Below are 20,164 nucleotides of genomic sequence, written 5' to 3'. Positions count from 1 at the left end.
AAACAAAAACCGGAGACAAAATGGAATTCGAATATTCAGATCGCTGTAAAGAACTGCAAGCTAAGCTGTTACGCTTCATGGATGAGCATATTTATCCGAACGAACAAGCCTATAAAGAAGAAATCGACCGCAATGGCCTGGAAAATGGCAACCGCTGGATCGCAACACAAATCATTGAAGACCTGAAACCGAAAGCCCGCGCGGAAGGTTTATGGAATCTGTTCCTGCCTAAGTCAGCGCGTGCACCTGAGGGTTTGTCGAATCTGGATTACGCCCCTTTGTGCGAAATCATGGGGCGCGTCGGCTGGGCGCCGGAAGTGTTCAACTGTTCCGCACCGGACACCGGCAATATGGAAACTATCGAACGCTACGGCACCGAAGAGCATAAAAAGCAATGGCTGGAACCATTGCTGCGGGGCGAAATCCGCTCTGCGTTTGCGATGACTGAGCCTGGTGTTGCTTCATCTGATGCCACTAATGTGGAAACCCGCATTGAGCGCGACGGCGATCATTATGTGATCAACGGTCATAAATGGTGGATATCCGGCGCAGGTGATCCGCGTTGCGCCGTTTATATCCTGATGGGTAAAACCGATTTCAACGCTGCCCGCCATGCGCAACAATCGATGATCTTGGTCGATGCAAAAACACCGGGGATCACGGTCAAGCGCCCTCTTCCTGTCTTCGGCTATGACGATGCGCCGCATGGTCATTGTGAAATTCTGTTTGAAAATGTACGTGTCCCTGCGTCGAATATTCTGCTCGGCGAGGGACGTGGTTTTGAAATCGCACAAGGCCGCCTTGGCCCCGGACGCATCCATCACTGCATGCGTGCGATTGGCGTGGCAGAACGTGCGCTGGAATTAATGTGCAAGCGTCTGAACAGCCGCGTGGCATTTGGTAAGAAAATTTCTGAGCAAAGCATCTGGCGTGAACGCATTGCCGAATCCCGCATACAGATTGATACAGCACGTTTATTGACGCTGAAAGCCGCTTATATGATGGACACGGTCGGCAACAAACACGCGCAGGCGGAAATTGCGATGATCAAAGTGCTGGCACCGAATGTCACGCAGCAAGTGCTGGACTGGGCGATACAGGCACACGGTGCTGGCGGCGTTTCCGGCGATTTCCCACTGGCGGCACAATGGGCGGGCAACCGTACCCTGCGCCTGGCGGATGGCCCGGATGAAGTTCACCGCAACGCAATTGCAAAACTGGAGCTGGCAAAACACATCGATCTGAAAGAAGATTTGGGCTTACCTATCACCCGCTCCTGATGGATTTTGCGGGTAAATTTTCCTTCATTCAGATAAAAAAGGCGAAGATGATCTTCGCCTTTTTTACGCCTTCCCCGCCATCCGCACAACATTTCCAGTGTCAGTGCGCCTTGCCATGCCAATACGATACTGCCACCGTAGCTGAAATCACGATAGCGCAGCCAATCAATGCCCGCAGATTCGGGGTTTCATGTAACACGAGGTAAGCGATGGCTATTCCATACACTGGTTCCAGCGAGGTCATCAGACTCGCGAATCGGGTGGAAACATGGCGCAGGCTATACATGAATAAGCCATGCGAGACCGCTGTGAACACGACGCCCATCAGCGCCAGCCCCCACCATTCGTTAGCAGAAATCTGACTCAGCCCGCCATTCACCAGCACAAATGGCAGCAAGGTAAGCGTGGCAACGCTGTTTTGCAGAAATGCCAGCCGGAACGGTGCAATATGACCGCCCTGCCAGCGATTTGCCAACACCAGTAACGCAAAGCTGAATCCAGAAAAAATACCCAGCAATAAACCTGTCACCGGCGATTGTGCTGCCGTATTCGCAATATCGCCGCCACCGGTATCACTGACCATCACGGCCATCCCTATTACAACAGCGAACGCCGCGTACCAGTCCTTACCATCCCGTTTCTCCTTGAACAACCAGGGTTCCAGCCAGGTCACGAACAAAGGAAAACTGGCAAAACCCATCAATCCATAGGTAACAGGCGCCACCTTCATCGCGGCAAAAAAACTTAGCCAATGTACCGCCAGCAAAACACCGCACAGAATCACTGTTTTTGGCACAGCGCGAAAAGAAAATTCACGCTGAACCAGCAACAAAGGAATCAGGCTGAGGCTGGCAAACAAAGTCCGTCCGAACACCAGTAATAACGAAGAAACCGCCAGCACTTTGCTCAGCACACCGGCACTGCCAAACAAAAATATCGCAAAATGCAAAGCCAGATAAGGAATATGGGGCACAACCACGGTCTTTTTCATCGTTCAACACATACTGCCAGCACAAAGATGCGGCATGATGCCATCATTTCCTGAGTCTTGTAAGGCGGAATATCTGCAACAATTAAAATCAGGATACTGTGCGCAAAGTAGCAAACCTCTGCATAATAAGCGTCAGACAACGCATCAGATCAGCCTCTGACACCTGTACCGACAAATCCACATAGGAGCACACGATGATAGACGTTTATTCCTGGCCGACGCCGAATGGTCACAAAATTCACATCATGCTGGAAGAATGCGGTCTAGCCTACCGCGCGATTCCAGTTGATATCGGTGCTGGCGACCAGTTCAAACCGGAATTTCTGGCGATCTCGCCGAATAATAAAATTCCTGCGATTGTGGATGCCGATGGCCCCGACGGACAGCCGATTTCCTTATTTGAATCCGGTGCCATTTTGCTCTATCTCGCAGGAAAAACAGGGCAATTTCTTGGTAACACGGACAGAGAAAAATATGAAACACTGCAATGGCTGATGTTTCAGATGGGTGGCTTCGGTCCTATGCTGGGTCAGGCACATCATTTCCGTATTTATGCACCGGAAAAAATTGAATATGCGATCGACCGGTATAGTAATGAAGCACGAAGACTGTACGGTGTGATTGATAAAAAACTTGCGCGCACTGCTTATCTCGCTGGCGAAGAGTACACAATTGCCGATATTGCAGTCTTCGCGTGGGCGCGATCATTTGCCAATCAGGGGATAGACTGGGCAGATTTTCCGGATGCAAAACGCTGGTTTGATACTATCAGCGAGCGCCCGGCGGTACAGAGAGGCGTACAGGTTCTCGCCAATTTACGCAAACCATTAGAAACTGATAAATCAAAAGACATCTTATTTGGCAAAACCCAGTACGCTAAAAAGTAATTTTAACCAATCACAGATGGAAGCGCGGCGAAGATAAAATCCGCCCGTTTCCCACCAGGATATATATGCGCCGACCTGTAAAACGAAACAGAATCAAGCTCGCCGCAGAAAGCCAGAGACTGGTGAATTTGTCGCTGGCAGTTGCTCAATCCGCGAGTCGTATCGAGGATCTGACCTGGCAGGAAAAGCTTGATATCTATGTTTTAAAAAATCTGAAGCAGCATCATCAGGAAATTCTTGATGCGGCGGCCGAGAATTTATTTGCTTCTCATCCGAATGGTTATGAAGTTCTGATTGAAACACTGGAAACCGTCAGTACCTGCGCCAGCGTTGAAGTACAAGGCAAAAAATTCATCGCCTTACTCATCGCAGCACCAGTGCTTGCCTGGACCCGCTTTGAAATCGCAACCGGGGCAATTCCGGCCGATATACTGTCGCAACTTGCAGGGCAACTCACAAACAATATGCTGATGCCTGCAACCAGACTGCGTCTGCTCCCGCACTTATATTCCATCGATCAGTTACCGCGCAATCACTGCGAGACGTATGCGCTGCTGGAACGTCACGCGATGGCTTTACTGAAAGACAGCAGTTATCCGGTTGAAACAGAGCACGCACAAACCGTCCCATTTCTGGCAGATATACGCTATGTGTTGGGTGTGCTGGTGGCACCAGCGGAAGCGCCGATTTTCCAATGGCAGGCCTTAGAGGCCCCCTATGATTGCGCGAAGGCAAAAAGTAATTCCCTGCTTGTATGGCAAGAACAGGCTGCCCCTGCGATCAAACACCTGCTGCCTGGATGTGGCATTGAACTCCTGTTACCAGAAGCGTTTTACACCGCTTGTCGCGAAGCGGACATCAGGATACGTCCGGCATCCATACGTTCGGCAGTCTTTTATCTGACGCAGACATTGAACAAAGAAGCGTCACAACTCAGCATCGTGATTGCCTCTTGCGGCGTGCAGGACACCCCCGGGCAAGTAGATGAGTTCAGGATCAGCTTTTGTCTTAGCGATGCTCCCGAAGTGATCTACGGCGTGGTCTGGCCACTTTATCAGGCGGAAGATCAGCTTGCTGCGGTCAGCCTCGATGAAAACGGAAAACTGATCGGTGAAATCCCGGAAATACTGGCGGATTGCGGCATTCGTCAGATTATCCAGTTAGACGAAATTTTTGCGATGGAATTTTGTGATGATTGCGGCACACCTTTGTTTGCTGACCGTGATGCTGAACTGGTACATCCTGAAATGCCGGAAGACACCCCGTCTCCGGGTACAACCCACTTCCACTGACCCCTCCCGACATTCATCAGCCCGGAAATTTTATTTTGGGCTGATGTTTATTTCGTTTGAATACTCAGCAAAATTCTCTGTTCAGCTTCGCCCGAATTGATATTTTTTCAGGCAAGCACAATTGCAGTCACCAAAATTTAAATCCGTTGTACAATAAGTTCTGAACGGTCGTGCTTTTTTAAATTTCAATCTGAAACGGATCTGCCGTGTAGAGTCAAAATCAGAAAGAAATGATCAAAGTGCATTAATCAGTCAGTAAGAAAAAACCGTCAATCATCCAGGCATTCAACCTCAGGAGACAATATGGATTTGAATTACACACCGGAAGATATCGCCTTCCGGGATCAGGTGCGCAGTTATCTGGAAGCAAACCTCCCGACTGACCTGCAGCAAAAGGTATTGAACCACAAACGCTTATCCAGAGAAGATTTCGTCCGCTGGCACAAGATACTGGCAAAACAGGGCTGGGTTGCCACAGGCTGGCCAAAAGAATATGGCGGTACCGGCTGGACGCCGACGCAACGTCATATTTTCGAAGAAGAATGCGCGCGCGCAGGCACGCCTGCGATCCTGCCATTCGGCGTGAATATGGTGGCACCGGTCATCATGGCGTTTGGTAATCAGGCACAAAAAGACTATTACCTACCGCGTATCCTGAATTGCGATGACTGGTGGTGTCAGGGTTACTCAGAACCAGGTTCCGGCTCAGATCTCGCATCACTAAAAACCCGTGCTGAACGTGTCGGCGACCATTACATTGTCAATGGTCAGAAAACCTGGACCACGCTGGCGCAGCACGCTGACATGATTTTCTGTCTGGTACGCACAGAGCCTAACGGTCGCAAGCAAGAAGGTATTTCTTTCCTGCTGATCGACATGAAAACCCCGGGTATCACCGTACGCCCTATCATCATGCTCGACGAAGATCATGAAGTGAATGAAGTGTTCTTCGACAACGTCAAAGTACCTGTACAAAACCTGATCGGCGAAGAAAACAAAGGCTGGACTTACGCAAAATATCTGCTCGGACATGAGCGCACGAATATCGCCGCGGTTGGCCGGGCAAAACGCGAATTGCAATTCCTAAAACGTATCGCTGCGGAACATCATAAAAATGGACAACCGCTGATCGATGATCCCGTGTATGCGAATAAAGTCGCGAGTCTGGAAATCGAAATCATGGCGCTGGAAATTACAGTGATGCGGGTGATTTCTCAAGATAGTGGCCGTCCGGGGCCGGAAGCATCGTTACTGAAAATCAAAGGTACAGAGATACAACAGCGACTGACAGAATTAATGGTCGAAGCAGTCGGCCCGTATGCGCAGCCGTTTGATCCGGCTTTCCTCGAAGGCGAGAATGAGCACAGCATTATGGATGACGACGATGCTGCTGCCCTCGCCGCTTACTACTTCAACTTCCGTAAGACCTCCATTTATGGTGGTTCTAACGAGATTCAAAAAAATATCATTACCCAAATGATTTTAGGACTGTGAGGAGAGCACCATGGATTTCGCATTAACACAGGAACAGACACAATTTGCCGAAGCAGTCCGTCGTTGGGTAGAAAAAGACTACGGCTTTGAAGAACGCAAACATATCATCGCTTCCACTGAAGGCATATCAGCAGAGGCTTGGTCAGCACTGGCAGAACTCGGGGCGACAGCCCTGCCTATTCCTGAAGATCAGGGTGGATTCAGCGGCAGCGCGATCGACATGATGGTCGTGATGCAAGAACTTGGACGCGGCCTGGTCATCGAACCGTATTTCGCAACCGTGTTTGCAGCTGAGTTTCTGAAGCAGGCAAAAGCGCATTTCGACGTGCTGGAACAGGTTGCTGGCGGAGAAATCAAACTCGCGGTGGCCCTGCATGAGAAACAATCACGCCACGATTTAAGCGATATCGCAACGACATCAACAAAAGCTGGCGATGGCTATACGCTGAACGGTAAAAAAACCGTGGTATTACATGGTGCACAGGCCGATAAATTGATCGTTTCAGCGCGTAGCAGCGGTGCTGCACGAGACAAGAGCGGCATACAGTTATTTATTGTCGATGCCAATGCCGCAGGTGTAACGCGTCAGGATTACCGCACCATCGATGGTTACCGTGCTGCGGACATCAGTTTTACCAACGTTCAGCTTCCTGCGATAGCCTTGCTTGGCCGCGAAGATGGCGGCTGGGAATTACTCGATGCAGTCTCCGACTACGGTGTTTCTTTGCTGTGCTCAGAAGCGATCGGCATTATGGAAGCGATCACCTCGGCAACGCTGGAATATCTGAAAACCCGTCAGCAATTCGGCGTCCCTATCGGCAAATTCCAGGTACTGCAACACCGGATGGCAGATATGTTCATGGAAATGGAACAGGCGCGCTCAATGGCAACGCTGGCTGCCGTTAAAGTGTCGTCTGGCAATGCGGAAGAACGTCGCCGCACCTTATCGGCTGCCAAAGCGCGTATCGGTCAGGCTGCGAAATATATAGGCCAGCAGGCGGTGCAATTACATGGCGGCATGGGGGTGACCAATGAATTACCGGTCGCGCACATGTTCAAACGACTGACCATGATAGAGCTGTCGCTTGGCGACACCGATCATCATCTGGCCCGCTTCGTTGCACAGCCTGGTTTTAAAAACGCTGCATGATAAAAAAGTCCCGACCCTGCTCGGGACTTTTTTTCTATGTTCGTCACACCAGTGCGGCGAATATCGTTTGAGCAGCGATAGGAAAGACAACACCTGAATATTCATGCGCCGGACAGAGGAAAAAGCCGCTGTGAAGCGCATGAATACTCAGAGTATGCTCAAAAAATGCTAAAAAATCAGATAAAAACCGAATAAAAATAATGTCATCAAGGAGACCGCATGACGACCAAACAATTCACCTGGTATTTTGAAGACTTCATTCCCGGCAACGTGATTCCGCTCGGACAGCGCACTGTCACCGAAGAAGAAATTATCCACTTTGCACAGCAATTCGATCCACAATCTTTTCACATCGACAAGGAAGCCGCCAAAGCATCCATCTTCGGTGGTGTCATCGCCAGCGGCTGGCACACCTGCAGCATGATCATGCGTATGGTGGTCGATGGTTTCATTGCTGATTCGTCGAGCATGGGTTCACCCGGGGTGGACGAAGTGCGTTGGATACTACCAGTACGGCCCGGCGATACACTGACTGTCAGCGCCGAAACTGTTTCCGTCAAACCGTCTTCCTCGAAACCAGATCGCGGTGTCGTCAACACCGTCTGGAAGGCCGTCAATCAGAATGGTCAGCTCGTCTGCACCATCAAAGGTATGGGTATGTTTGGTCGCCGCCCGCAAGCATCAGGAGCATGATATGCGTGAAATCAAATCCCTCGCAGAACTCAAATCGCTGGTTGGCGCTCAGGTAGCAAGCTCAGACTGGATCAGTATCTCACAGGAGCGAGTCAATACCTTTGCCGATGCCACTGGCGATCATCAATGGATACACATCGACGTCGAACGGGCAAAAAAAGAATCCCCGTTTGGTGGTCCGATTGCCCACGGTTTCCTGACGCTCTCTTTATTGCCTATGCTGATGGAAAATGCGTTGCATCTCAGTTACGTCAAAATGGGCGTGAATTATGGACTGAATAAAGTACGCTTTCCGGCTCCGGTGCCGGTCGGCAGCCGTTTGCGGGCGCACCTGACACTACTGCAAATCGATGACATTAAAGACGGTGCGCAAATGACGTGGGAAGTCAGCATAGAACGTGAAGGCAGCGACAAGCCAGTCTGCGTTGCAGAGTCGATTGCGCGTTGTTATTGATCAGGAAAATTTTAAGCTCAAAAAATGGCAAATCAGCGTTCACGATTTGCCATTTTCCATCTCCATCATTCAAACCGAGACATTACTTCGCCCACGAGCTGTAAGGCTGCTTCAGCAAATTCGCATTCGCGTAGCGACGATCATGGCTGACTTCTTCCCCCAGCCATGCAGGTCGTTCAAATACCTGATCTTCGGATTGCAATTCCACCTCCGCAACCACTAAGCCAGCGTTGTCACCAAAAAATTCATCAACCTCCCAGACCAGCTCGCCAATAAGAATCCGGTAACGGTTTTTCTCTATCAATGGTTGCCGACATACCTGATCAAGCAAAGCCTGCGCGTCCGCCACAGGAATAGGATACTCCCATTCACCGCAGGCAATACCTGTCGACAAGCCTTTAATCGTCAGCATCGCAGTATCACCGTCAATCCGCACGCGCACGATACGCCCGGGCTCAGCGCTGATGTAGCCCTGACGCAAATAAGTCGCCACGCCCTGCTGCTTCCACTCATCGCCAACGACGAGAAACTTACGTTCTATTTCTATCCCCATGTCCTTTTTACCTTATTGCTTTGCGTCATATCAAACCAGTATTTTCCCTGCTTTTAGCGTTGTAAAAGACTATGCACGAAAAAAAAGACACCGCGCAAATACTGCCGGTGTCTTTTTCTTTATTGATAAGTCGTATCAGCTATTCAAGGAAGCCAGAATCGGCTGTAACATCGCCTCACCCAGTTTGATACTACGAGCACCATCCCATCCGGTTTCTGCATCCGGCAAATTCGCATTGTCTTTGAACGGTAATTCCAGTGTCAGCGATACACATTTAAAGGTGTGACCAATATACTTGGAAGCCAGCTTCAACATGTCTTCATTGTATTTCGATGCTTCATAACCAAATTTGGTCTGGAAATCAGGGCTGGCAGCGCAGAAGCTATCAACAAACACTTGCTGCTCTTTTGCCTGCTTCTCAGTGAAACCTTCAATCATTTCACTACCTGCCACAAATACGTACGGCAAAGCCTCGTCGCCATGAATATCCAAAAACAGATCACAGCCAGTTTCGTGAATCTTGTTTTTGACGTGGAAAACTTCAGGGCTGGTTTCCAGTGATGGCGTCATCCACTCGCGATTCAGATTGGCACCAGCCGCATTCGTACGCAGATTGCCTCGCGCAGCGCCATCAGGATTCATATTTGGCACGATATACAGCACGGCCTTTTGCAGAATACTGCGTGCAATTGGGTTCGCCTGATCAAGCAAAGCGCCCAGCATACCTTCGACCAGCCATTCTGCCATCGTTTCGCCCGGATGCTGACGAGCAACAATCCAGACCTTTTTCTCAGCAGCCGGGTCACCAACGACGACCATATTCAAATCCCGGCCATCGACAGTGTTGCCGAGATCTTCCACCAGTGCCAACGGAGAATGCTGCACACTGCTCAGCAAATCGAGGTGACGTTCCCAGCTGTACGGCTCGAAATACGCGTAATACACGCTGTCATATTCGGGCGTATGACGTATCGTCATCACCTTGCCATCATACTCCGTATCAACGCGGAACCAGGTTTCACGGTCATAACTAGCAACCGCACGATAATTTTCCCAGCCCTTGGCATAAGTCGCCTCACCTGCATTCAGAATACGCATCACTGTTTCCTGATGACGCGCACCTTGCAAACGGAAATGAAACCATTGCCAGATATCGGCATGTGAATCTTTACGCAACTTCAGATCGATTGCCCCCGCCTGTTCTGCTCTCACGACCTCGATCGCTCCCGCGTCGAAATTCTGACTGATTTTTATTGTCATCATATTTATATTGTTTGGTTTTATTCCCTACCGTAGCGCCAATTCACGACCAGCAAAGTCATAAATACACGCATACGACCTGTGTGACCGTATTTTTACAGCTTTTCAGAAAATATGAAAATATTTTAGTCAGATTTTCAAAATAAATTGTTAAATTCTTTTGGGGATTTTCTGCACGACGTCACTGGCAAGCATGGTAAAAACGCCATTCATGCACTATAATCTTTGGCTCGGAGTCGGGGCGTAGCGCAGCCTGGTAGCGTACTTGCATGGGGTGCAAGGGGTCGTGTGTTCGAATCACACCGTCCCGACCAATAAAATCAAGGAATTACAAATTTAAGGTTTGTAAGTCTTTTTTATTTTGTGGCATTTGGTAAGAGGTTTGGTAAGAAAAAATCGGAGACTCTGAATTGAAGTACTAATGCAAGTTCTGGCGCTATTGGAAAACAATCTTCAATAAATATGCTTACGGGGCTGGTAGTAACATTAAGCAAACACATTTTGTGCATTCGATTTCACCCTATTTCCGCATGAACATCAAATCATCCAACCGGACAAAATCTACCGCTTTAAATAAACAGCGAAAATAACCAACCACTATGCTCTGTTAGCGGTTGCAATCTTTCATACACAATCAAACGTAGTCACAACACTCGTAAACGGACTGAGCGCAATCAAACTAATCTCTTTTTGTGCACACGCCTGAATTTTCCTAAGACTAGTCATTTATACAATCTAGAGAAATTAATTCTAGGATTTGATCTCGCCCTACACTCTTTCCGCTCTGACAAATTCCTGATGCTCTTAATACATTGAGTAGCAGAGTTCATATACATAAGAAATTCAAAATCTTAGATTTTAGTTTGGTAAAAATACGACAGAATCTAAAATCTAAGTTATTCAAAAAGTGCTTTTACACTGTTTTCCAGATCACAGCAGGTAGCCATAGTGGACACCTGTTTTGTTGGTTGTTCTTGAAGACATTTTTCAAATGATTACTTTTGAAGTTTCTGGTACATCTTATTTACCGTTTGTGCATGAAATGGCAATGACAACTCGTCGTCAGCGACACGGTTTATCAAAACTAGCGGAAGAAATAGCAACACTAACCATCTCAAATGGAATGTGTTCGCATGCTGGCGCAACTGGTAGGAAAAAACAGAAGGCACTCGCTGAGTCAGCTCCAAACGCACAAGATCAAAGATCCTCCAAAGATGAAGAACCTCGTGTGATCCGTTTAAAAGAAGTCATCAAGAAGGTTGGACTTTCGCGAAGTACGATCTATAACCTCATCGAGGACGGGCGCTTCCCGCAAAGATTACAACTACTCGAACGAGCGATAGGGTTTTATGAGCACGAGGTTGATGCATGGATCCTCCAATTAGGAAGGAAGGCGTAATGAAGCCATCTATCCAAACAAACTTAGTGTTACGGATGCAAAAGCTTGGAAAAAATTATCGAACCAAAAATGATCCAGAAATACTTCATAAGGCGGCTAAACATAATCTACGTGAAATCAACGCAGAGTTGCAGCCTGATTCGACGAGTCATATCAATTCAAAACTCAGTCATCTCAACCGGATATTGCGTGGAAAATCGACCGCGTGGGAGATTGCAAAGGAGAGCGAGCGATTAATGGCCGAGGCAAATGCTAAAGTCAAACGTGTCGATAACATACGCGGTGTGGAATTGGTTTTTTCATTACCAAACCGATTTGCGTTCAACGGCAACGCATGCTTCGAAGACTTTGTGTTGTGGGTCGAGTCACACTTCCCAAACCTCCCTATTCTCTCGGCAGTAGTGCATTGGGATGAATCAACACCACATATTCACGTGATACTGCTGCCATTGGTCGATGGAAAGCTACAAGGTCACGTAGTAATGGGCAATCGCAGTCAAATTAATAAAATGCGCGAGAGTTGCTATGCTGTAGTTGGCAAAAAGTATGGGATGGAGTTAACCAAACGAGACAAGCTTGATATAGTTAAAACTAAACAAATCGCATCTGAAGCAGTTGATAAAATCGTTGCTAACCCAAAGCTCCTGAATGACATGGAGATTAAAGATGAACTCTTAGCTGTCATCGAAAAAAATCCCTATAAGCTTGCTGGTCTCATTGGCAATGCTCAATGCAAGAAGCCACCTAAACCTAGAAAACAAACATTCGTGGGCATTATGACCTCCAAAGTCAAACCAGATAAACAGCCCCACCCTAGACCAAGGCTGTCTGATAGCTAGATGCTAATGAGTGCCCCTAACCTGCCTCATACGTTCGAGGCATTCTAATGTTTCAGTATGAGTTTTGAAGGTACGCAAGCCAAGGTACGCAGATAGTACGCAAGCAAATCATCACGCGCACCAATGGCAAATATTATTTGCTACGTTGCAAAGATAGATAGCAGGTGACATCCCATCATTCGCAACAGAATGATGGGATGTCAATTTGCGAAATATTTATGTATAGTTCACATTGGCTTCGGCTCGAATCCATCGTGGCTACCGTTCCGGTTTAGTCGGTAGTGCAACAAACGAGAGAGCGCCGGACGCGATAGCAAGAACGGGAACCTTGCTCCGAAGCCTCACTGGTTCAATGTGTATTAGTGCCGATTTAATCTAATCTGACAGTTACAAATACTAGGTCAATTAACTGTTAAATCTGGGCCCGTTATCTCTTCAAATATTCTTGTTAAAAAGTTTTAAGCATCAACAAAATCGTTAAATTCAACAGGCCATTGTTGTGGCTGAATTCCTTTGAGCAGACGCTGTATTTCTTCGACGATCTTCATATCGACATGTGGACTGACCTTCTGAGGTAATGACTGCCCTGGATTTTTTTTGAACCGTTTGAAGAATGACCGGATATCCACTTTATTGTTGGTTTGTTCGGGCAAAACACGACAAGCGTCCATCCTCGACACGGCATAGATGAAACTGGTAACGATGTTACTTTCGGTTGCCCAAGGGAATTGAGGCATTACGACGAACTCTAACCAATCAATCACGCTATCGCTCAGTTTAAGATCACGCAAATCATTGAAGCTGATCAGCCAATCTCTATCTGGTGTGGCGTCTAACAAGCAAAGCAATCCCGAAGGTGATAAGCTTAGTCCCGGAGTCGCAACATACACATGCTGTGGCTCAAACGCCTTCTCTGCATCATCCGGCTTTTTTCGGAGGAAGGCTGGGATATCATAATCCGTAAAAGTTTCTGAAGTCTTTATCCTATCGCTGACTAACTCTCGACGGAACACAGCTGCCTTGTAACTTCCGGAATCGACTACCAAAGGATCGATCGTTCTCAATCTTGTTTGTCCTATTCCGCTATGACCTGCTGGTACGATATGTTTCACTTGATATAGCGTCGGCATATCGTTCGCTTTCTCCGACTCCGGCCGTTCATGAATTAATAAGAAGTTCGTATGCGCTGTCACCAGTTGATAATCTAATGCGATTTTTTCTGCTTCAGCGTTGTCAGGGCTGATGAACGATGAAGCATTCAGTCTGGCGTTAGCAGCTATTCGCGACAGTTGAACATCCGTCGTTGTCACGGATGACATATCGATTTTTCCAAGCAGTTCCGGAGATGTACTTCCCGCTCGCTGGCCGAGCAGTTGCAAGACCCCTCTCGGTTTTTGTGCAAGCATTGCAAACACATGGCAAGTATCGCCCTCAAACAGCGTACTCATGTTTTCTGATGTCCAGATTGGGGTGCACTCTTCTGGCCAGACACAGGTTATTGTGTCGAAATGCGGTGAACGTAAGCGGTTGAACATCCGCAAAACCGCCGGTTCGACAGCTTCGCTAGTCGCAACAAAGTCACACGCACCTTTTGTCGCATCAGCCAGCCGACGCAAGTGACTCTCAGCAGGACTATTACCGACGCCAACAATGAATAACCGGTGTCCGGATTTTTTAGCGGAAAGAATGACGCTCGTTATATCTGTAATATCACCATCCGTAATCAGTAAAACATCACTCTGCAACTTATCATTCAGATCGAAAGTAGAATTGAGTGCGGCCTCCATTTCAGTACCGCCTAAATCTGCCTCAAGCCCATCTATCCAACGCTGTGCGGCAGCTTTACTCGCTGGCGCTGACTTCCACATTGCACGTGAGCGATGTTCTACGTGATTACCGAAACGACTGAGGCTAAAGCGATCACCATCGATCAAATTCTCTATAATCGACTGTAATGACCGGCGAGCTGCAGAAATACTGTCACCGGCCATTGAGCCAGAACAATCAACCAGAATTTTTACCGAAATATTTGCACTCGTATTTTGTGGGATCTGAGGGTAAAAACTGGCCAGCATGACATGTCGCTCGGCATTGACATAATCTGGCCCGATAGCGACGACCGCGTTATCAGAAAGCTGATCCAATACCAATACAAAATCTTTATCTAAGGTTCCCTGACGACTAAGTGATATATAAGCAATACCACCCCGGTTTTTCTGCGCTACCAGATGACTGGGTGAGGCAATTCGTGCCTGTGCGAGCACGTCGTGCAGCCGAAGTTCGATGTCGAAGGGATAGTCAGCCGCCAAAGTATGTCGAGGTATCAGATATTCGGGAATATCTGATCTCTTCGACACATAGGATTTACTGCCGTCATAGCGCGGCGCGATCACGGTCGGAATTAATAAACGCAAGCCTTGCTGTTCAAATTGCAGTGTTTGTGCGTACCGGATAAAGATGCTGCAGTGCTCTTTCGGCGCAAGATTTCCGAGATTCAGGCTATAACTGTGGTCGGAATTTTTTTCCAGCATTACCGCTGTGTCGCCAGACGATAGCGCTTCCTCATACTCAACTTCGGCCTGTTTCTTCTCGACCACGATACCCGTCAGTTTTCTCTCTCCGAGAGTCACTTCAACGCTCAGCAAGACCGCGCCCCACGGCAATGGGAAGGTATAAATCACTTCGGCATGGGAGGACATGTGGTTATAAAACTGTTGCGTCATCTGCATGTCGAGCATCAGGCCTCGCACGTCGCCGCTCATGCGAATACTTTCTAGTATGAACTCTTTACCACTCGTCGTTTTCAGGCAGGCATGTTGAAGCGTATTCATCTCTTTCCCTTACATACACATTGATATTTCAAAGAGCAAAAAAACTCGATTGAGGAACAGAACTTAATTTTTTTCAATCAGATCAGCATAGGCCTGCATCACACTGCGCACGAATTCCCGAACCTGTTCTGGCGTTAAACCAGCGCGCCCTGGCTCAATCACGATCTCAATGCCATTCGCTACTGTCAGGTGACTGCGGACTTCTATGCTGCCAGCGGCGTATGGTTTTGCCGGAACGGGTGGATCTTCGCCATGTAAGAGTTCACGAATCCGATCGAGCGAAACTCCGGCAGCAGTCCATTTTTTAACAAGCAGCAGTTGCTCAAGATGATGAGTGCGATATCTGGCGGCACGTGTTTCCCCATACGGTTTATCCACTAAACCGATCTGCACGTAATAACGCACGGTGCGAACTGGCAAATCGGCCAGAACACAAAGATCTGCGAGCGTAAATTCTTCCGGAGAAGTAGAAGTTGTTTTATTCATACATAATATTAAAACACTTTAACTGTATATAATCAAGCTTCACAAAACCTACCCGATTTAAGTGAAAGTAATGCTATGAATCAAACCTTATATCTTGCAGACGTGCTGCGCCCCTGGAAACTACTCACCTTCGCGGTGGGTATGAGCTGGCTGATCTGGGGTGCGATTCACTATCAATTCAGCGACTGGGATATCGGCATCTGCTTTGTAATGGGTTTTTCGACGTACCTGAGTGCTCCATGGTGCATTAGGACAATACTGAAGAGCTACCGCGAAAGAAAATTATCATGGCCGATTGTCGGTGCCATTTTTGCCTGGTATTGGTCAGTAGATGGCTGCTACTGGGTTTATCACACTCTCATCGGCAACACCATGATCCGTTATGAAAACCTGCTCGCTTCCACCGGCTTGTACTTTAGCTGCGCAATGATCTGGAGATTTAACGGATCACTTACAGAACTTTGGCGCGCCATCGTGAATGCAAGAATGACGTGAAGATAAAAAACTCTGTGAACTATTTAACGAAAGGCGCGATTGTGATCGTCAGCTTATTTGCAACGCTGGTAGCGTTTGGCACTTACCAAAAGCGGCAAGCCAGCAAAGCGAGTACTGCATTTTGCAACTCCGTTGCCATCAACTCGCCAGATAATGGAATAAAAGAGAAAGCTATTTCCTTCGGTGCTGACCCAAGAATGTCAGTCTTCTTTGTAGATGACAACAACCAGCACAAATTTATTGCCGCATTCCATGGATTTTTTGCGTTTGATCGCAGCATATGCGAAATCACAACAGAGAATAATTTTGTGCGATCAATCAAACAATGGGGGCTAGATTAAATTGCTTAAATAAAAATTGATCCATAACTCTGAAATTTACCAACATCATCCAGTCTCTATTTATGCCCTTTACTCCCTTTCATTTAGGCGCAGGAATTCTCGCCAAATCAGTACTACGGAAGCGTTTTTCTCTGATGGTATTTACCCTATCTCAGGTGCTCATCGACATTGAGCCTGGATATAAAATGTTCATGCAGTCAAAAGAGGACTTGCACGAGTTAACTCACAATCTCCCTTCTGCAATCGCCATTGCATTACTCTCTGTTGGACTATGGATTGCATGGGAGCGCATTCGCCCTGCCAGATATACGCAGGCAGAGGTCAGTCTTCCAGTCTTATTGTTTTCCGCGTTTTTCGGCACACTATCTCACTTATTCCTTGATGGCATGTACCACCTCGATATGAGAATGCCGCAATCCCAATGGCAAATTGCACAGACAACTTGCGGCGCATTGAGCGGCACTGAAGCTATATGTCTGATGATGACAGCGTCAGGCATGATCATATTTAGCGTTATAACTCTCGCCAAGTCGCTGTCTATGAAAAAATGATGTAGCTCTACACAGAATCAAGGTCAGAAACCACGTTGCACATGACGAAGTAATGTAGTTTTCCGTTTTCAACTTAATTTTTGTTGACAGCATCATTCTATTTTCGTAAATTTAACAACCTCTGCAAATGATTGCTTATGGTCGCTTCGGGCGTTAGCTGATACGACGTATTGACGGGCATGTCGGCGTCATGGTGCGTCATCTGCAGAGTTTCTGACTTCTTGAATTATTGCTTCAACTCCCGATAGAAATTCTCATGCGTACCAAGTAGAACCAACACAAGCACTTCCGGATTATCTCGACTTGGCTCTAACTTATAAACAAGCAAAGCTTCTTGCTTGCTTATCTTAAACTTGTGAACCAGGATTTTTGATAAATCCCCCTTCTTCTGCGCTCCGATATAAGGATTTTTCACAATATCGTTAATCGCATCATCAAGTGTCAGCTTATCCCGTGCGTGTAACTTCTTAATTGATCGAGTGAATGACGGTGTTACTTTAATTTCCATCGTCAATCACACCCCGAATTTATAATCAGTAAGCTGTCCGGCATTAGCTTCCGCCTCAGAAAGCATCACATCACGGATGAATGCGACTGGAAGGTCTGGATTGTCCTCTGCGGCCTTTCCAAGTCTTGCCCAATACTCTATTTGTTTCGGAATAGAACGATGCCCAACAGTTGCGTATGGTTGTGCCAATGAAATTAATTCGTCAGATAGTTTTACGACAACACCCATAAGATTCCCCTTTTATTTACGATAATCACATCATAGTTTAAGAGGTTACCTAATACAACTCTTTGCATCTCTTAACAACCAGATCACCAGAAAAAATCATACGTCCTCGTGTTGAAGCACACCGAATACCGACCAGTTAGGTGGCAACCCAGCTCTCGATGCTACTCTTTGAAGCATCGACAACCAACAGCTTTGCATCTGCAAGTCCGCTCAAGCATCTTGGTATATCCCAGCTGAATCATAAACGACCAAACTGCCAGTTTTCTGTAAGCGTGGGCGAAGAACCGTATTTTGAATAAATTCAACAATACCCATCAGTCATCCCCCACAACATCTTCTTTTGAAAGTTTCTGCAAGTACTTGTAGCCAAGATTATTTTTAATTGACCAGCGTTTCTCTGCAAATTTTATGTAGCGCTCCTCTTGTTTTTCGTTGAGTCTTTTATGAACTTCAAGATAATAATTTTTGCTTCGCGTCCAATCTTCCAAGTCTTTAAAAATGTTCTTGGCATCTTTTGCCATTCTTCTTACCTGCGCTAAGTCGGTAGCTTGCCCATCGCTGGAGCCGTCTATGTACCGTAGAATTTTTTCCGAAATGCCGTCATTGGTTCCTTGAATATTCAATCGAAGTTCAAGTAAACAAAAATTACCTAAACGTCGTTTTTCGAATCGATCAACCTTACGATCATTTTCACCGGCACTATTCCTATTATCAGTCGCCCAAAGATGTTCTACAGATAGATAATCCGCCGTTTTACCCTCGCTGCGAGACAATCTTATTTTGTCAATTTGAATGGTCTTGTTCGGCTGCAATTCTGCTTCATAATTCATCAAAAAATAACGCAAACCGCCCCATTTGTAGAAATCGTCCGGGCTATCTTGTTGAAGGGAAAAAGACTCTTTAAATAAAGTATCCGGTGCCATCCAATCAATAAACTGCGTTAGACGAAACTCCAACGCGTCGTCTTCATTGTCGATTACTTCGCGGCCAATCACTCTGTCTTCATCAGAGAAATCCTTCAACAACTCATCGTGATAATAACGCGACGCGAAATAATAAAGATCACCTTGCCCAGTATCGTTTCGTCCAGTCATATTTCGCGTCATATAGACACGGAAATTGAGTATTTCCAAAAGACTCAAAAGGCCAATCAAGCGACTGCCTTTACCATCTAATTTGATTACCAAAGAGAGAAACAAAGGCATAATCGACGCATGTTGCCCTTGCGCCCGGATTTGATCTAAGATTGGTTTCAGGTTGGCATCGAGATTCGTATGTTGCTGTCCGTATAAGCGGGCATACCACAATGCAGCAGTCTTCATGAAAGAAACAAAATCAGCCATTACCTTAATCAAACTTTGCGTCAAATCTAATGAACTCACTGCTTCATCAACAAGCAGCCGTTTCTTGAGTTCGGCGTAACCGTACTGGCTATCCGTTTTATTCAACTTAAAATGAACAACAACACAATACCGTAAGAAAGCCCCCTCTTCGGCTTGCGTCGTCTTTCCAGCTGTATTCAAATTTCTCAGAATATCTGACCAATCACTATTGATCGTCTCACGTAAAGTTGTCGCCTGCAGCTTCACACAACAATAGATTAGATAATTTTTGACTTTTTCCAATTCACTTAACAGCTTGCCTCTGTTGTTGATCACTTCAAACATAATGCCCGTTTCAGCATCCTCTTTAGGTGCGTAAACTAAAAAGCCAAGTTCTGTTTCAATCGCGTGCCGAATTACTTGTATCGAAATTTTTGAGCTGATGCGGTCACCCAACCACGTATTAATGACTTTACGTGCATTCAATAAGCGCTCGTGCGCTTCGAGCGTCAATGGTTCATTTGCCGCATTCCCGTCTCCCATCACTACACGTTCAAAGAACAAACGGGTGTCAGAATTCAAACGCAATACAGATCGGTCACTACCTTGTGGGCCACGACGAATGTACATTTCACGGAATTCGTCTCGTTCCGCTTCTGGTAGATGGCCTGCCAGTAAAGAGAGCAAAGTCACCAAGGTCGTTAATCGTTGCTGACCATCGACTACGTGATATTCGCCTTGCGCTACATCTTTAGGCTGGCTTAACACTAAGGTTCCCGTGTAATGCCGCATTTCAATACCATCGTTAATGAGATGATCGATGTCTTTCAACATTTCTTTAACTTCTTTTTCATCCCATGCATAACCACGTTGATAATCAGGAATCGTGAACAAACGATTTTTAAATATAGATGGCAGCGTCAACAATTGCGCACCGAAGTCTCGTGTAGCGATTTCACTCATTTGAATTTTTTCTCTTTTTCGTTGTGTTTTTCACTTTAGGTTCTAGCTCTATCTACAACTCTTCCAGACCATGCGCGATGGCGAGAGATTTGTCAGTCTTACTTCTCACGCACGCGATCCGGCCAGTAGGCCATGGCTATCGCCCCG

Annotated in this window: 20 protein-coding genes and 1 tRNA gene; 13 read left to right on the top strand and 8 right to left on the bottom strand. The window is 46.9% G+C overall.

Features of this window, described 5'->3' with window-relative positions:
* The first annotated feature begins 20 nt into the window (after nucleotides 1–20).
* Nucleotides 21–1,280 (top strand): acyl-CoA dehydrogenase family protein, encoded by a 1,260-nt coding sequence (locus ACOTSW_RS06950; RefSeq protein WP_423681823.1) that lies wholly within the window; start codon nucleotides 21–23, stop codon nucleotides 1,278–1,280.
* A 100-nt stretch (nucleotides 1,281–1,380) separates the two neighbouring features.
* Here the strand turns inward: ACOTSW_RS06950 and ACOTSW_RS06945 are convergent, their stop codons facing one another.
* Nucleotides 1,381–2,271 carry a DMT family transporter gene (locus ACOTSW_RS06945; protein WP_423681822.1) on the bottom strand — a complete coding sequence of 297 codons (891 nt, stop codon included), beginning with the start codon at nucleotides 2,269–2,271 and terminating at the stop codon, nucleotides 1,381–1,383.
* Nucleotides 2,272–2,465: 194 nt separating this feature from the next.
* Here ACOTSW_RS06945 and ACOTSW_RS06940 point away from each other — a divergent pair, with 194 nt between their 5' ends.
* The 6 genes from ACOTSW_RS06940 (at nucleotide 2,466) to ACOTSW_RS06915 (ending at nucleotide 8,241) form a co-directional block, all read left to right on the top strand.
* Nucleotides 2,466–3,158 carry a glutathione binding-like protein gene (locus ACOTSW_RS06940; RefSeq protein ID WP_423681820.1) on the top strand — a complete coding sequence of 231 codons (693 nt, stop codon included), beginning with the start codon at nucleotides 2,466–2,468 and terminating at the stop codon, nucleotides 3,156–3,158.
* A gap of 65 nt (nucleotides 3,159–3,223) precedes the next feature.
* The gene (locus ACOTSW_RS06935) at nucleotides 3,224–4,450 is read left to right on the top strand and encodes a DUF2863 family protein (RefSeq protein WP_423681819.1); all 1,227 of its coding nucleotides are present in this window, start codon (nucleotides 3,224–3,226) and stop codon (nucleotides 4,448–4,450) included.
* 303 nt (nucleotides 4,451–4,753) lie between these two features.
* Nucleotides 4,754–5,944: an acyl-CoA dehydrogenase family protein gene (locus tag ACOTSW_RS06930; RefSeq protein WP_423681817.1), complete on the top strand. Its 1,191-nt coding sequence runs from the start codon at nucleotides 4,754–4,756 to the stop codon at nucleotides 5,942–5,944.
* Between the two features lie 10 nt (nucleotides 5,945–5,954).
* Nucleotides 5,955–7,094 carry an acyl-CoA dehydrogenase family protein gene (locus tag ACOTSW_RS06925; protein ID WP_423681816.1) on the top strand — a complete coding sequence of 380 codons (1,140 nt, stop codon included), beginning with the start codon at nucleotides 5,955–5,957 and terminating at the stop codon, nucleotides 7,092–7,094.
* 219 nt (nucleotides 7,095–7,313) lie between these two features.
* Nucleotides 7,314–7,787 carry a MaoC family dehydratase gene (locus ACOTSW_RS06920; RefSeq protein ID WP_423681815.1) on the top strand — a complete coding sequence of 158 codons (474 nt, stop codon included), beginning with the start codon at nucleotides 7,314–7,316 and terminating at the stop codon, nucleotides 7,785–7,787.
* 1 nt (nucleotide 7,788) lies between these two features.
* Nucleotides 7,789–8,241, top strand: a complete 453-nt coding sequence (locus ACOTSW_RS06915) for a MaoC family dehydratase (protein ID WP_423681814.1) — start codon at nucleotides 7,789–7,791, stop codon at nucleotides 8,239–8,241.
* A gap of 82 nt (nucleotides 8,242–8,323) precedes the next feature.
* On the opposite strand, the gene ACOTSW_RS06910 is transcribed toward ACOTSW_RS06915, so the two are convergent.
* Both ACOTSW_RS06910 and ACOTSW_RS06905 read right to left on the bottom strand, forming a co-directional pair.
* On the bottom strand, nucleotides 8,324–8,794 hold the full coding sequence (locus ACOTSW_RS06910; protein WP_423681813.1) for a CYTH domain-containing protein: 471 nt from the start codon (nucleotides 8,792–8,794) through the stop codon (nucleotides 8,324–8,326).
* A 135-nt stretch (nucleotides 8,795–8,929) separates the two neighbouring features.
* Nucleotides 8,930–10,054 carry a M14 family metallopeptidase gene (locus ACOTSW_RS06905; protein WP_423681812.1) on the bottom strand — a complete coding sequence of 375 codons (1,125 nt, stop codon included), beginning with the start codon at nucleotides 10,052–10,054 and terminating at the stop codon, nucleotides 8,930–8,932.
* 237 nt (nucleotides 10,055–10,291) lie between these two features.
* On the opposite strand from ACOTSW_RS06905, the gene ACOTSW_RS06900 reads away from it, so the two are divergent.
* The 3 genes from ACOTSW_RS06900 (at nucleotide 10,292) to ACOTSW_RS06890 (ending at nucleotide 12,292) form a co-directional block, all read left to right on the top strand.
* Nucleotides 10,292–10,368 (top strand) — tRNA-Pro (locus tag ACOTSW_RS06900).
* Nucleotides 10,369–11,015: 647 nt separating this feature from the next.
* Nucleotides 11,016–11,453, top strand: coding sequence for a helix-turn-helix transcriptional regulator (locus ACOTSW_RS06895; RefSeq protein ID WP_423681811.1), 438 nt, complete (start codon nucleotides 11,016–11,018; stop codon nucleotides 11,451–11,453).
* A complete protein-coding gene (locus ACOTSW_RS06890) occupies nucleotides 11,453–12,292 on the top strand; it encodes a plasmid recombination protein (protein ID WP_423681810.1) in 840 nt (279 codons plus the stop codon). The genes ACOTSW_RS06895 and ACOTSW_RS06890 overlap by 1 nt, the downstream gene beginning before the upstream one ends.
* Nucleotides 12,293–12,750: 458 nt before the next feature.
* Here ACOTSW_RS06890 and ACOTSW_RS06885 read toward each other — a convergent pair whose 3' ends face one another.
* Both ACOTSW_RS06885 and ACOTSW_RS06880 read right to left on the bottom strand, forming a co-directional pair.
* Entirely contained in the window at nucleotides 12,751–15,123 is a 2,373-nt protein-coding gene (locus tag ACOTSW_RS06885) for a VIT domain-containing protein (RefSeq protein ID WP_423681809.1), read from the bottom strand.
* Nucleotides 15,124–15,186: 63 nt separating this feature from the next.
* Complete coding sequence (locus ACOTSW_RS06880; RefSeq protein ID WP_423681808.1) at nucleotides 15,187–15,609, bottom strand: helix-turn-helix domain-containing protein; 423 nt, start codon at nucleotides 15,607–15,609, stop codon at nucleotides 15,187–15,189.
* Between the two features lie 75 nt (nucleotides 15,610–15,684).
* Between ACOTSW_RS06880 and ACOTSW_RS06875 the strand changes: the two genes are divergently transcribed.
* The 3 genes from ACOTSW_RS06875 (at nucleotide 15,685) to ACOTSW_RS06865 (ending at nucleotide 16,996) form a co-directional block, all read left to right on the top strand.
* Complete coding sequence (locus ACOTSW_RS06875; protein ID WP_423681807.1) at nucleotides 15,685–16,104, top strand: hypothetical protein; 420 nt, start codon at nucleotides 15,685–15,687, stop codon at nucleotides 16,102–16,104.
* A 14-nt stretch (nucleotides 16,105–16,118) separates the two neighbouring features.
* On the top strand, nucleotides 16,119–16,445 hold the full coding sequence (locus tag ACOTSW_RS06870) for a hypothetical protein (RefSeq protein ID WP_423681805.1): 327 nt from the start codon (nucleotides 16,119–16,121) through the stop codon (nucleotides 16,443–16,445).
* Nucleotides 16,446–16,507: 62 nt separating this feature from the next.
* Entirely contained in the window at nucleotides 16,508–16,996 is a 489-nt protein-coding gene (locus tag ACOTSW_RS06865) for a hypothetical protein (protein ID WP_423681804.1), read from the top strand.
* Between the two features lie 226 nt (nucleotides 16,997–17,222).
* On the opposite strand, the gene ACOTSW_RS06860 is transcribed toward ACOTSW_RS06865, so the two are convergent.
* From ACOTSW_RS06860 to ACOTSW_RS06850, 3 genes are all read right to left on the bottom strand, one after another.
* Nucleotides 17,223–17,504 (bottom strand): type II toxin-antitoxin system RelE/ParE family toxin, encoded by a 282-nt coding sequence (locus ACOTSW_RS06860; protein ID WP_423681803.1) that lies wholly within the window; start codon nucleotides 17,502–17,504, stop codon nucleotides 17,223–17,225.
* Nucleotides 17,505–17,510: 6 nt separating this feature from the next.
* Nucleotides 17,511–17,732 carry a TA system antitoxin ParD family protein gene (locus ACOTSW_RS06855; protein WP_423681802.1) on the bottom strand — a complete coding sequence of 74 codons (222 nt, stop codon included), beginning with the start codon at nucleotides 17,730–17,732 and terminating at the stop codon, nucleotides 17,511–17,513.
* A gap of 314 nt (nucleotides 17,733–18,046) precedes the next feature.
* Nucleotides 18,047–20,017: a DUF262 domain-containing protein gene (locus ACOTSW_RS06850; RefSeq protein WP_423681800.1), complete on the bottom strand. Its 1,971-nt coding sequence runs from the start codon at nucleotides 20,015–20,017 to the stop codon at nucleotides 18,047–18,049.
* Nucleotides 20,018–20,164: the final 147 nt, after the last annotated feature.

The organism is Undibacterium sp. WLHG33, assembly GCF_049544815.1.
GTDB lineage: Bacteria > Pseudomonadota > Gammaproteobacteria > Burkholderiales > Burkholderiaceae_D > Undibacterium.
The sequence above is the reverse complement of the archived record's forward strand: the minus strand, read 5'-3'. Positions and strand labels throughout refer to the sequence as shown.

What these genes read in the sequence shown, in the direction of transcription:
- ACOTSW_RS06950 (WP_423681823.1), top strand. Translation starts at nt 21, where the DNA reads ATGGAATTCGAATATTCAGATCGCTGTAAAGAACTGCAAGCTAAGCTG.
- ACOTSW_RS06945 (WP_423681822.1), bottom strand. Translation starts at nt 2,271, where the DNA reads ATGAAAAAGACCGTGGTTGTGCCCCATATTCCTTATCTGGCTTTGCAT.
- ACOTSW_RS06940 (WP_423681820.1), top strand. Translation starts at nt 2,466, where the DNA reads ATGATAGACGTTTATTCCTGGCCGACGCCGAATGGTCACAAAATTCAC.
- ACOTSW_RS06935 (WP_423681819.1), top strand. Translation starts at nt 3,224, where the DNA reads ATGCGCCGACCTGTAAAACGAAACAGAATCAAGCTCGCCGCAGAAAGC.
- ACOTSW_RS06930 (WP_423681817.1), top strand. Translation starts at nt 4,754, where the DNA reads ATGGATTTGAATTACACACCGGAAGATATCGCCTTCCGGGATCAGGTG.
- ACOTSW_RS06925 (WP_423681816.1), top strand. Translation starts at nt 5,955, where the DNA reads ATGGATTTCGCATTAACACAGGAACAGACACAATTTGCCGAAGCAGTC.
- ACOTSW_RS06920 (WP_423681815.1), top strand. Translation starts at nt 7,314, where the DNA reads ATGACGACCAAACAATTCACCTGGTATTTTGAAGACTTCATTCCCGGC.
- ACOTSW_RS06915 (WP_423681814.1), top strand. Translation starts at nt 7,789, where the DNA reads ATGCGTGAAATCAAATCCCTCGCAGAACTCAAATCGCTGGTTGGCGCT.
- ACOTSW_RS06910 (WP_423681813.1), bottom strand. Translation starts at nt 8,794, where the DNA reads ATGGGGATAGAAATAGAACGTAAGTTTCTCGTCGTTGGCGATGAGTGG.
- ACOTSW_RS06905 (WP_423681812.1), bottom strand. Translation starts at nt 10,054, where the DNA reads ATGACAATAAAAATCAGTCAGAATTTCGACGCGGGAGCGATCGAGGTC.
- ACOTSW_RS06890 (WP_423681810.1), top strand. Translation starts at nt 11,453, where the DNA reads ATGAAGCCATCTATCCAAACAAACTTAGTGTTACGGATGCAAAAGCTT.
- ACOTSW_RS06885 (WP_423681809.1), bottom strand. Translation starts at nt 15,123, where the DNA reads ATGAATACGCTTCAACATGCCTGCCTGAAAACGACGAGTGGTAAAGAG.
- ACOTSW_RS06880 (WP_423681808.1), bottom strand. Translation starts at nt 15,609, where the DNA reads ATGAATAAAACAACTTCTACTTCTCCGGAAGAATTTACGCTCGCAGAT.
- ACOTSW_RS06875 (WP_423681807.1), top strand. Translation starts at nt 15,685, where the DNA reads ATGAATCAAACCTTATATCTTGCAGACGTGCTGCGCCCCTGGAAACTA.
- ACOTSW_RS06865 (WP_423681804.1), top strand. Translation starts at nt 16,508, where the DNA reads ATGCCCTTTACTCCCTTTCATTTAGGCGCAGGAATTCTCGCCAAATCA.
- ACOTSW_RS06860 (WP_423681803.1), bottom strand. Translation starts at nt 17,504, where the DNA reads ATGGAAATTAAAGTAACACCGTCATTCACTCGATCAATTAAGAAGTTA.
- ACOTSW_RS06855 (WP_423681802.1), bottom strand. Translation starts at nt 17,732, where the DNA reads ATGGGTGTTGTCGTAAAACTATCTGACGAATTAATTTCATTGGCACAA.
- ACOTSW_RS06850 (WP_423681800.1), bottom strand. Translation starts at nt 20,017, where the DNA reads ATGAGTGAAATCGCTACACGAGACTTCGGTGCGCAATTGTTGACGCTG.